Raw genomic sequence first — 11,285 nt, 5'->3', positions numbered from 1 at the left:
GATTTTTAGAGTGAAGGGAATGGAATGAACATGCAAGGAAGAGTGAAATGGTTCAATGCAGAAAAGGGATTTGGGTTTATTGAGCGTGAAGATGGTGACGATGTATTTGTCCATTTTTCTGCTATTCAACAAGATGGATATAAGTCATTAGAAGAAGGGCAACAAGTAGAGTTTGACATTGTAGATGGAGCACGTGGACCACAAGCAGCTAATGTTGTGAAACTGTAGGGGATATTGTTTTTGGAAGAGAAAGCTGCGTTTGTGGCAACGTTATATATATGTAGTAGAACCTCTTGTTTTTCGCAAGGGGTTTTTGTTATAGGGTAAGTTGTCAAAAAGTTGTTTCTTTTCTGTAACGAATTGTCCACAGAAACATTCGTTATTCACGATGTTAATAGGATAAAATAAAGATAGAAACGATGCATCTTTTCATTTCAACAAAAAACGATAAAAAAATTGCAATTCTACTAATTTTTTTAAAAAAGTTAGAAGGAGTTTTTAAGCCAATGTCGAAATTATAATACATAGGCTTGAAAGGAGGAATTCATCTATGAAATTCAACATTCGTGGTGAAAATATTGAAGTAACTCCAGCATTAAAGGAATATGTAGAGAAAAAACTAAGTAAGTTAGAGCGTTATTTTGATACATTCCCAGAGATTAAAGTTAATTTAAAAGTATACTCTGACAAGCAACGTGTCGAGGTAACAATACCATTTACTGATTTATTACTTCGTGCAGAAGAAACTAATAGCGATATGTACGCTGCTATCGATTTAGTAGTTGATAAAATTGAGCGACAAATTCGTAAACATAAAACAAAAGTAAATCGTAAGTTACGTGAGAAAGGTTCTATGAAAACGAACTTTATCCTTCCAGAAGCAGTAGCTGTTTTGGATGAGGTAGAAGAAGATGAATTAGAACTTGTACGTACAAAACGATTCGATTTAAAACCGATGGACGTTGAAGAGGCAATCCTACAAATGGATATGCTAGGACATAATTTCTTCGTCTTCACAAATGCTGATACAAACGAAACTAATGTTGTATATGGCCGTAAAGATGGGAAATACGGTTTAATCGAAACTAAATAATAATTCGAAAGCGCAGCCGAAATGGCTGCGCTTTTTTTTATTTTTCGCAGCAAGGTTAAAAAAGTTTTATAAGTAGCCGATTTCATTAAGAAATGATTTTTAGGCGGTATTTCCTCAAAACAGCAGGAGAAAATTCGAAATTTAGAGAGGTGAGTTACTCTTTATTATTTGGAACAAGCATAGGAATATAGCTACCTTTACAAGTAATTCTTTGCTAGGGATATAGTATTGTTTTTAAAAATTTAACGAAATGTTCGCAAGTGTAAAAGTAATATTAAATATTCTGAAATCCATTGAAGGTGTGTTGAGGTGTTGTTACCATAATATTGTATTATATTGATTTTGTTCCTTCAGTGGAAAAATACAATCAATATAATGCTACAAATTATCGGAGGTGCTTTTAGTGGGAATTAAGAAAAAAAGTCGTTTTATGTTTGGATCTGTTTTATCGTTAGGTATTTTAGCTAGTACTTTCGCTTTAACCGAACCGGCTAAGGCTAGTACAAGGGATGACCATGTGAATTTTACCTTTAGACTTTGGAGTCCATATGATTATACTAATGCACGTCCTAAAGAGACGCCTACCTCTATGTATATGCGTGTGAAGAGCAGTGAGAAGGGCGGAGGTTCTTTCAATGTTTGGACAGAAGCAGATAAAAATAAAAATGCAGAAGATAGAAAATGGGTAAATGTTTCAGGTAAGCATGAAGGAACAGTGATACCAGGTAGAACATATCTTTTTCAAAATTATGCATATGAAATCCATGGGGAAAATGTGCCTGTGAGATTTGGTGGTTATTCTAGAGAAAATAATGCTTATCCTACTGCTTGGAGTCCTGATAGTGTAAGACCTAGTGGACCTTACATTGAATATTGATTTAGAAATTATTTATTTTATAGTACTAGAAAAAGTCGTATAGTTTCAAATCCGGATTATACGACTTTTCCTGCTATTTCATTTTTAAAATAGGAGGAGCTGTAATGAGGTTTATTTCAAAATATATTTTAGTTTGTTTTTTTATATTGAGTATTAGTTTCTTAGTTTCTTGTCAAAAGAAAGTAGATGAACCTATTGTACATATTGAAGATACTTTAACGGAAAAAGATAATTTGAAAAGTATTGAATTAAAAGGAATTAACAAAAATACTATTTTTGAACAAGTGTTTTTGGAAAGTGAAAATGGTGATGATTTCTTTCAAGGACAAATAGAAAAAAATGATAGTTTAATAGAGGATAAGCTTTCAAATAAAAAATTGAAATTAGGAGTTATACCAGAAAATTATTATGTTTTTTTGACGGGTGTTACGAATAAGAAAAAACCAACGTATCTCTTGGGACGGATTGAACAAACTGATGGAGAAGTAATTCAGTGGAAACAAGAAGTTAAGAGTGTAAAAAGAAAAGGCACAAATGATGTTTATCAGTATGAAGTTGAGTTTCCTAAATTTGAAGGAGAGAGAGCAAATGTTTCTTTTCGTTACATTTGGTTAAATAAAGAAAAGAAATGTTATGGTGTTGCGGATCAATTGTTCATATTAAAAAAGATTTAAATTTAATGGTTTATGGAGGAGCTATAGATGAGTTACTTTTTAGGAAGGATTTTAAAAGGTAGGATGTTTTGGTTGTCTTTATTTATTGTGTTAGTAATTGTTATTGCTCAATATATTGCTATGTTTGTGACAACTAAAGGATTTAACGATGCTGGGATTATAAAGGTATCCCCATATTTATCTAATATTTTATATTTTAATAGATTATCGTTTTATAGTGAGTTTTATTTACTTATATTTCCTATGCTTTCCGCAATGGCTGTAGCAGGGATTTATAGAATTGATAAAAATTATGGATTTATTTATCCTGTTATTTCTAAGATGGGAACATGTTATTATTTTAAGCTGCTTTATTTTATTAATTTTATTGTATCTTTTTTTATTATAAGTGTCCCTTTACTATTTAATTTTTATTTATATGTGATGACTTATCCAACAGTTGCTCCGCATCCAATATTAAATTATATGGCTTCTACTGTTTCGCCAACAGCTCAATTTCATATAGTTTATTATAAGTACCCTACTTTATATTTTCTAATGTATGTATTTTTAAATGGTTTATACGGTGCGGTTTTTTCGAGTTTAGCTTTATCAGTTTCGTTTTTTATAAAACGAGTTTATTTTATTTATTTAGTTCCATTTATTTTACATATTTTTTGGCTTGGTATTGGAAAAGGGATTCTCAATCCTAAAGATTATTTAATTAAAGATTTTGGCTTTTTTGAATTACAAATTTTTCTTAGTGTACTGTTATGTATTTGGTTTTGTTCTGTAGTTCTTTATTTACGGGGGAGTAGGAAGCATGTTCTTTTATAATGTTATGAAAGAAACTATAAGGATGAAATATGTTTGGTTAAGTATTCTTTTTGTACTTAATGTTAGTATCATTGGTTGCTTGTTCAATTATTTTGAACCCGGAATTGTAAAAGAGAAAATGAACGAATTGGAAGCTTTGTATAAGGTTATGTCGTTGTATAATTTGTCGACTATATTTATTCCTTTGACAATTGTTTTTTCTGTATATTCTATGTCGAACTTTTTTAGTATTTATGTTGTTTACAGAGTGAATAATGCATTGAAATTAGTTTCTATATATTATTTAAAATTATTCGTTTTTGTTTACTTTTTTGCTGGGAGTATGATTTTACAGTTGTTTTTGATGTCAACTATGATGGCTGTAACTAGTGTTGATGTAAATTATCCATTATTATTTTGCATTCAATTATTTGCGAGTGTTTTTATATGTATGATAAGTGCTTTATTGCAATTATTTTTACCTAGTTTACTTGTAATAATATGTATGATTACTGCTGTTTTATTAGATAGATTTATATTACATGGATTTTTATTTACAAATGCTTTTTATATAAATGTCTTTGAAGATGCTACTGGTTTATTTATACGCTTATTTGGCTGTTTTTTTATCTTTTTTATAAGTGTATGGATTTTATCTAAAAAAAGTTATATTTCTATGAATGATGAGACAGAGGTGGTCTAGTTTACATTATGATCTTATATTATTTGTTAAAAAGAGATTTATATGTAAGGTTTCGAGATTCCATCAAGATAATGGTTTTTTTATTCTTAATTTACGCTATTATTGCAATTGCTTTTTTATACAATCAGCCTCTTAGTAATGGTAAAGAATCTGTATTAGTAGATGTTCCCTTTTATCAATTTTTTCATGGAGTAGACTTTGTGGATTTATCTTATTTTTATAAGGAGGGGCGATTTTCTATCCCTTTTTATTGGATATTCTTTCAAATCACTCCTTTGTTGCTTGTAGGGGATTTTGCTTTTTCAGATATTCAACAGAATGGTGTTTATTTATTTCCTCGTGTTAAGAAGAAGCATTTTCTGTGGTTAACGAAAATATTATCTTTGTTTTTTTATATAATTATTATTTGGATTGGTATGTATTTTATTTGGTTTAGCGCTTACTATTTGCTTTCTTTAGGCGAGTATAATTTTTTAAATTTATATAGTCAATTTCCTTATAAGATATTAGGTACTATGCTAATTCAAATAATTATAAGCTTTTTATTAGCTTTGATTTTTGAGTTCTTAACTTTTTATATACCGATAACTATTGTTTTTGTACTAATGTTGTTGTACCTATTTTTGTCTATTTTCTTTCATAGTATTTATTTTTTAGGCTCTTTTGTTATGCCAAATCGTTGGTATTTTGTTGATCACAGTTCAATTCAATTGACTTTAGGTAATAATCAGTCTATTCAATATAATGATTTACTTTTAATGGGAGTAGTAATTGTTGTTGTAATGATTTTATTAGGTAGTTTTTGTTTTAAAAAACTAGATGTGATAGGTGAATAATTTATGGACAATTATATTAAATGTGAATGTATGACGAAAAGATTAAAAGGAAATATTGTGTTAGATAATATTAGTTTGGTAGTAAAAAAAGGCGAATTTTTAGTTTTGAAGGGGCATAATGGCTCTGGTAAAACGATGATTTTACGCGCTATATCAGGGTTAATGCGTTTGAATTCTGGAGTTGTTTATATAGATAATGAAATAATCGGAAAACAAAAGCAATTTCCTGATTCTATGGGAATATTGATTGAATATCCAAGTTTTATTCCAGGGTATACTGGTTTTCAGAATTTGAAATTTTTATCATCGATTAACAATAAAATCTCCGATGAGGAGATTTATAATATTATTCAAAGGGTTGGACTTGATAAAACAGATAAGAGAAAGTATAAAAGATACTCTTTAGGTATGAAACAACGTTTAGGGATAGCGCAAGCTTTAATGGAACAACCAAAATTACTGTTATTAGACGAGCCAACTAATGCTTTAGATAGTGATGGGATAAAAGATGTTTTAGATATTTTGAAAGTAGAAAAAGCCAAGGGAACGACTATTGTTGTAGCCAGTCATGATGTGCATGTTCTAGATAATGAAATGGTAGATCGTATTGTACATGTTAATAATGGAAAGTTGGTAGATTAAGAGTGACGAGAAAACATATCTTAATAAGTATTGGATTGTGTCTGTTGCTATGTATATTTGCTAGTTTATTAAGATTTAAAACATTAAATCTTAATAATGAATCTTATAAAGTGGTAAAAGATGAGTTTTTATCTAATAGAACTTTTGAAGATGGGCAAGGAGTTACGTTTCATGCACTCAATCCTCTTGATCCTACAAAAGTTTATGATCCCTATGAAGACCGTGAAGTAGTGACGTATGTTTTACCTTTAGATATTACAAATACAACAAATCGAGATATTAACTTGCTTAGTAATAAGTCTATTTCCGATACAATGTTTTATTCTAAAATAGGTGAGTTTTATAATTTAATCCCTTATTCAATGGAATTACCTAAAAAATATCAGTTTGATCTTGTAATACCTGCTGGTAAAACAGTACGAGGGTATATAGGGACAAATTATTTTATAGGAGATGACCCTTATAAAAATTATAAAAACTTTTCAAATGAATCAACTAAAGTGAAATTCATTTCTTGTATAAAGGATAAGAAAGGGAAATATCATGAATTAGAAATACCGATAAATTAATAAAATTTATGATTGATACAGCTATATTTTAATGGTGTTTGTAGATCTTGCAACATAACAATATCTTTTAAAGTCGGAGTTTTTTTGTAGGTGTAAGTATCTATGGATGCTGCACCTGCAAAGTTTCCGGCTTTTTGTAATTGTTGATTTAGATTTTATTAAGGAACTTCTGGTAGTCATATTCTTTAAAAGGAAACTTGAAAGAATATGACTTAGATTTAATACGAAATTTGTAACGTGAAATTGAAATAGCGAGACAGAGAAAAGGAACGTAACAAATGAAATAAAAACTTTTTTTGAATATAAGGCCCGACATCTTGCCGATTGTTGTCATAGTTATAAGACAAGTGTTACAATTATCATTAGGTATATACATTTTAGTTTTTTTAATTAGGAGAAAAATTGGCATAACATACATTTGATTTTTATAACGACTGATTGTAATAGAGAAAAAGAAAAACAATCGGAAGTTTTATTTTAATAAAAAGAGGAGCGTATTTCCTATGATCGGTATTTTAAAAAAGGTGTTTGATGTAAATCAACGCCAAATTAAACGTATGCAAAAGACAGTTGAGCAAATTGATGCATTAGAGTCATCTATTAAGCCACTAACTGATGAACAATTAAAAGGAAAGACGCTTGAATTTAAAGAACGTCTAACAAAAGGTGAAACAGTAGATGATCTACTACCTGAAGCTTTCGCGGTTGTTCGCGAAGCGGCAACTCGTGTTCTTGGAATGCGTCCATATGGCGTACAGTTAATGGGTGGTATTGCCTTACATGAAGGGAATATTTCTGAGATGAAAACGGGTGAAGGTAAAACGTTAACATCTACATTACCTGTATATTTAAATGCTTTAACAGGAAAAGGTGTTCATGTTGTTACAGTCAATGAATATTTAGCACAACGTGATGCGAGCGAAATGGGACAACTTCATGAGTTCCTTGGCTTAACGGTAGGGATTAACTTAAATAGTATGTCACGCGAAGAGAAACAAGAGGCTTATGCTGCTGATATTACGTATAGCACAAATAATGAGCTTGGATTCGATTACTTACGTGATAACATGGTTTTATATAAAGAGCAGTGCGTTCAACGTCCACTTCACTTTGCTATTATCGATGAAGTCGATTCTATTTTAGTCGATGAAGCACGTACGCCGCTTATTATTTCAGGACAAGCTCAAAAATCAACAGAGCTATACATGTTTGCAAATGCATTTGTTCGTACGTTAGAAAATGAAAAAGATTATTCATTTGATGTGAAAACGAAAAATGTAATGCTAACAGAAGATGGTATTACGAAAGCAGAGAAAGCTTTCCATATTGAAAACTTATTCGATTTAAAACATGTAGCACTTCTTCACCATATTAATCAGGGACTTCGTGCACACGTTGTTATGCACCGTGATACAGATTATGTTGTACAAGAAGGCGAAATCGTAATTGTAGACCAATTCACTGGTCGTCTTATGAAAGGTCGTCGTTATAGCGAAGGATTACACCAAGCGATTGAAGCAAAAGAAGGTGTAGAAATTCAAAATGAAAGCATGACGCTTGCAACAATTACATTCCAGAACTACTTCCGTATGTATGAAAAATTATCTGGTATGACTGGTACAGCGAAAACAGAGGAAGAGGAATTCCGTAACATTTACAATATGAACGTTATTGTAATTCCGACCAACAAACCGATTATTCGTGATGATCGTGCCGATTTAATCTTTAAATCAATGGAAGGTAAGTTCAATGCTGTTGTTGAGGATATTGTAAATCGTCATAAAAAAGGACAACCTGTTCTTGTAGGTACAGTTGCAATTGAAACTTCAGAGCTTATTTCAAAAATGTTAACGCGTAAAGGTGTACGTCATAACATCTTAAATGCGAAAAACCATGCTCGTGAAGCAGATATCATTGCAGAGGCTGGTATGAAAGGTGCTGTAACAATCGCGACGAACATGGCAGGTCGTGGTACAGATATTAAGCTTGGAGACGATGTGAAAAACGTTGGTTTAGCAGTTATCGGTACAGAGCGTCACGAAAGTCGTCGTATTGATAATCAGTTACGTGGTCGTGCTGGTCGTCAAGGGGACCCTGGTGTTACGCAGTTCTACTTATCGATGGAAGATGAATTAATGCGCCGATTTGGTTCAGATAATATGAAAGCAATGATGGACCGCCTTGGTATGGATGATTCTCAGCCGATTGAAAGTAAAATGGTTTCTCGTGCGGTAGAATCTGCACAAAAACGTGTTGAAGGAAATAACTATGATGCACGTAAGCAGTTACTGCAATATGATGATGTACTTCGTCAACAACGTGAAGTTATTTACAAACAGCGTCAAGAGGTAATGGAGTCTGACAACTTACGCGGCATTATTGAAGGTATGATGAAATCTACAGTAGAACGTGCTGTTGCCCTTCATACACAAGAGGAAATTGAAGAAGATTGGAACATTAAAGGTCTTGTTGACTACTTAAATACAAACCTTCTTCAAGACGGAGATGTAAAAGAAGAAGAATTACGTCGCCTTGCTCCTGAGGAAATGAGCGAACCGATTATCGCGAAATTAATAGAGCGATACAATGAAAAAGAAAAGCTTATGCCAGAAGAGCAAATGCGTGAGTTTGAGAAGGTTGTTGTATTCCGCGTTGTAGATACGAAATGGACAGAGCATATTGATGCGATGGATCACCTTCGTGAAGGTATTCATTTACGTGCTTACGGTCAAATCGATCCACTTCGTGAGTACCAAATGGAAGGGTTCGCGATGTTCGAGTCAATGGTTGCCTCTATTGAAGAGGAAATTTCTCGTTACATTATGAAAGCTGAAATTGAACAAAACTTAGAACGTCAAGAAGTTGTTCAAGGTGAAGCTGTTCATCCTTCTAGCGATGGCGAAGAAGCAAAGAAAAAGCCAGTTGTAAAAGGTGACCAAGTGGGCCGCAACGATTTATGTAAATGTGGTAGCGGTAAAAAATATAAAAACTGCTGTGGTATCGTTCAGTAATATAGGACGGTAGCTTTGGCTGTTTTGCAAACTTTTATATCAAAAATGTATAATTAAGAAGGATTAAACTCTCTCCGTAATAAGTGGAGAGAGTTTCCCTTGTTTTCATACGAAAGTAACAGCAATTACATAGAGGTGAAGGAAATGGAATTAGTAGAAATTAGACAGGAATTAGAGAAAATGGCTAAGCGATTAGCGGCTTTTAGGGGGTCTCTTTGACCTCCCTACTAAGGAGAAACAAATTGCAGAATTAGAAGAAAAAATGATGGGCGCAGGATTTTGGGATGACCAACAAGGCGCGCAAGCTGTAATTAATGAAGCGAATGCGTTAAAAGATATGGTTGGAAAGTTCCGTCAGTTAGATGAGACGTTCGAAAATTTAGAAATCACGCATGAGCTTTTAAAAGAAGAGTATGATGAAGATTTACATGAGGAATTAGAATCAGAAGTAAAAGGCTTAATTCAAGAAATGAATGAGTATGAGCTTCAGTTACTATTAAGTGATCCTTATGATAAAAATAATGCGATTTTAGAATTACATCCAGGTGCAGGTGGAACTGAGTCACAAGACTGGGGTTCTATGTTATTACGTATGTACACACGCTGGGCTGAAAAACGCAGATTCAAAGTAGAAACGGTTGATTATTTACCAGGTGATGAAGCTGGTATTAAGAGTGTAACTTTATTAATTAAAGGTCATAACGCTTACGGTTACTTAAAAGCAGAGAAAGGTGTACATCGTCTTGTACGTATTTCACCATTCGATTCTTCAGGGCGCCGTCATACATCGTTCGTATCTTGTGAAGTTGTACCAGAGTTCAATGATGAAGTTGAAATCGAAGTACGTACAGAAGACTTAAAAATTGATACGTACCGAGCAAGTGGAGCTGGTGGGCAGCACGTAAATACGACAGATTCAGCAGTTCGTATTACACATACACCGACAAATACGGTTGTAACATGTCAGTCGGAGCGTTCTCAAATTAAAAACCGTGAGCATGCGATGAAAATGTTAAAAGCGAAATTATATCAAAAGAAACTAGAAGAGCAACAAGCAGAATTAGATGAAATTCGCGGAGAGCAAAAAGAAATCGGATGGGGTAGCCAAATCCGTTCTTACGTATTCCACCCGTATTCTCTTGTAAAAGACCATCGTACAAATACGGAGGTTGGTAACGTACAAGCTGTTATGGATGGAGAGATTGATCCATTTATTGATGCTTACTTACGTTCTCGCATCTAATAAGCGTAAAAAAAGCCAACGAAATTGTTGGCGCATGCTGAGGACAATAGAGGATATAAAGAATTTGATTCTATTTTTATAGATGAAGTAAAGAGGAAGAGAAGTTGGAAACGACAACTTCTCTTTTTGATGGGATTATATGTAGATTACAATGCTGTATATTGTTTTGTAAAAAGTAGAGAATAGTAAAATAGAGCGGTAATAGGGTAAAGATTTATATAGAACTTTTCTAATTTTTCTTTTAAAAAGGATACTTTATAGAAGTTTTTTAAGTTGTTCACAGAATTGAAACAACTTATGAAAGCTTTATTTTATCAAGGTTCTCACTGTATTTTTGAGGAATATGAAATACACCTTAGTTTTTCTATATAAAGATAATGCTTATAATGAAAATGAGTGTGTTAGGAATAAAAAGAATATCAACAATGGGGAGCGATAGAAGTGAAAAAGAAATTGTTGGCTATTGCGCTAGGGACATCGGTTGTTTTTGCTTTAGGAGCATGCGGAAATAAAGAAGAGAGTAAGTCTTCGAAACAGTCTGCAAGCACAGACAGCGCAGAACAAATTTTCCAAAGAAGTTGTGCGGGATGTCACGCAACAGATTTATCAGGGGCAACTGGACCTGATTTAAGAAAAGTAGGCGGTAAGTACGACGCTGCAGATATTGAAGAGATTATTAAAAAAGGCCGTGGTTCAATGTCACCAGGACTTATTCAAGGTGAAGATGCGAAAAAAGTATCTGAATGGTTAGCTGAACATAAATAAAAAGGTGAAATGGGCGAGTTGATAATATAGTCAGCTCGTTTTCCTTTTTTCTGGTATGTAACATAACTGTAACAAAA

At 32.7% G+C, this 11,285-nt stretch carries 12 protein-coding genes; all 12 read left to right on the top strand.

Annotated features, from left to right (window positions below; genetic code table 11):
• Window positions 1-30 precede the first annotated feature (30 nt).
• On the top strand, window positions 31-228 hold the full coding sequence (cspC, locus tag ACTFR8_RS21275) for a cold shock protein CspC (protein ID WP_001990088.1): 198 nt from the start codon (window positions 31-33) through the stop codon (window positions 226-228).
• Between the two features lie 322 nt (window positions 229-550).
• Window positions 551-1,093, top strand: a complete 543-nt coding sequence (hpf, locus tag ACTFR8_RS21270; RefSeq protein WP_000671186.1) for a ribosome hibernation-promoting factor, HPF/YfiA family — start codon at window positions 551-553, stop codon at window positions 1,091-1,093.
• A gap of 403 nt (window positions 1,094-1,496) precedes the next feature.
• On the top strand, window positions 1,497-1,970 hold the full coding sequence (locus ACTFR8_RS21265; protein ID WP_144609809.1) for a hypothetical protein: 474 nt from the start codon (window positions 1,497-1,499) through the stop codon (window positions 1,968-1,970).
• A 104-nt stretch (window positions 1,971-2,074) separates the two neighbouring features.
• Window positions 2,075-2,644, top strand: coding sequence for a hypothetical protein (locus tag ACTFR8_RS21260; protein WP_001211058.1), 570 nt, complete (start codon window positions 2,075-2,077; stop codon window positions 2,642-2,644).
• Window positions 2,645-2,671: 27 nt separating this feature from the next.
• On the top strand, window positions 2,672-3,460 hold the full coding sequence (locus ACTFR8_RS21255) for a hypothetical protein (protein WP_144609808.1): 789 nt from the start codon (window positions 2,672-2,674) through the stop codon (window positions 3,458-3,460).
• Window positions 3,447-4,142: a hypothetical protein gene (locus tag ACTFR8_RS21250; protein ID WP_000466510.1), complete on the top strand. Its 696-nt coding sequence runs from the start codon at window positions 3,447-3,449 to the stop codon at window positions 4,140-4,142. The genes ACTFR8_RS21255 and ACTFR8_RS21250 overlap by 14 nt, the downstream gene beginning before the upstream one ends.
• Window positions 4,143-4,213: 71 nt before the next feature.
• Entirely contained in the window at window positions 4,214-4,978 is a 765-nt protein-coding gene (locus tag ACTFR8_RS21245) for a hypothetical protein (protein WP_144609839.1), read from the top strand.
• Between the two features lie 3 nt (window positions 4,979-4,981).
• Window positions 4,982-5,620, top strand: a complete 639-nt coding sequence (locus ACTFR8_RS21240; RefSeq protein ID WP_144609807.1) for an ATP-binding cassette domain-containing protein — start codon at window positions 4,982-4,984, stop codon at window positions 5,618-5,620.
• Window positions 5,621-5,661: 41 nt separating this feature from the next.
• Window positions 5,662-6,189, top strand: a complete 528-nt coding sequence (locus tag ACTFR8_RS21235) for a hypothetical protein (RefSeq protein ID WP_098389752.1) — start codon at window positions 5,662-5,664, stop codon at window positions 6,187-6,189.
• Between the two features lie 503 nt (window positions 6,190-6,692).
• Window positions 6,693-9,200, top strand: a complete 2,508-nt coding sequence (gene secA / locus ACTFR8_RS21230; protein WP_000579387.1) for a preprotein translocase subunit SecA — start codon at window positions 6,693-6,695, stop codon at window positions 9,198-9,200.
• 144 nt (window positions 9,201-9,344) lie between these two features.
• A protein-coding gene (prfB, locus tag ACTFR8_RS21225) for a peptide chain release factor 2 (protein WP_144609806.1) occupies window positions 9,345-10,443 on the top strand; the annotation gives its coding sequence in 2 pieces (ribosomal slippage) (window positions 9,345-9,416 and window positions 9,418-10,443; 1,098 coding nt in all).
• 441 nt (window positions 10,444-10,884) lie between these two features.
• Window positions 10,885-11,208 carry a cytochrome c551 gene (gene cccB, locus ACTFR8_RS21220; RefSeq protein ID WP_000727971.1) on the top strand — a complete coding sequence of 108 codons (324 nt, stop codon included), beginning with the start codon at window positions 10,885-10,887 and terminating at the stop codon, window positions 11,206-11,208.
• Window positions 11,209-11,285: the final 77 nt, after the last annotated feature.

The sequence above is a fragment of the Bacillus cereus group sp. MYBK15-3 genome (assembly GCF_051916765.1).
Lineage (GTDB): Bacteria > Bacillota > Bacilli > Bacillales > Bacillaceae_G > Bacillus_A > Bacillus_A cereus.
This window is presented reverse-complemented; position numbering and strand designations above follow the sequence as displayed.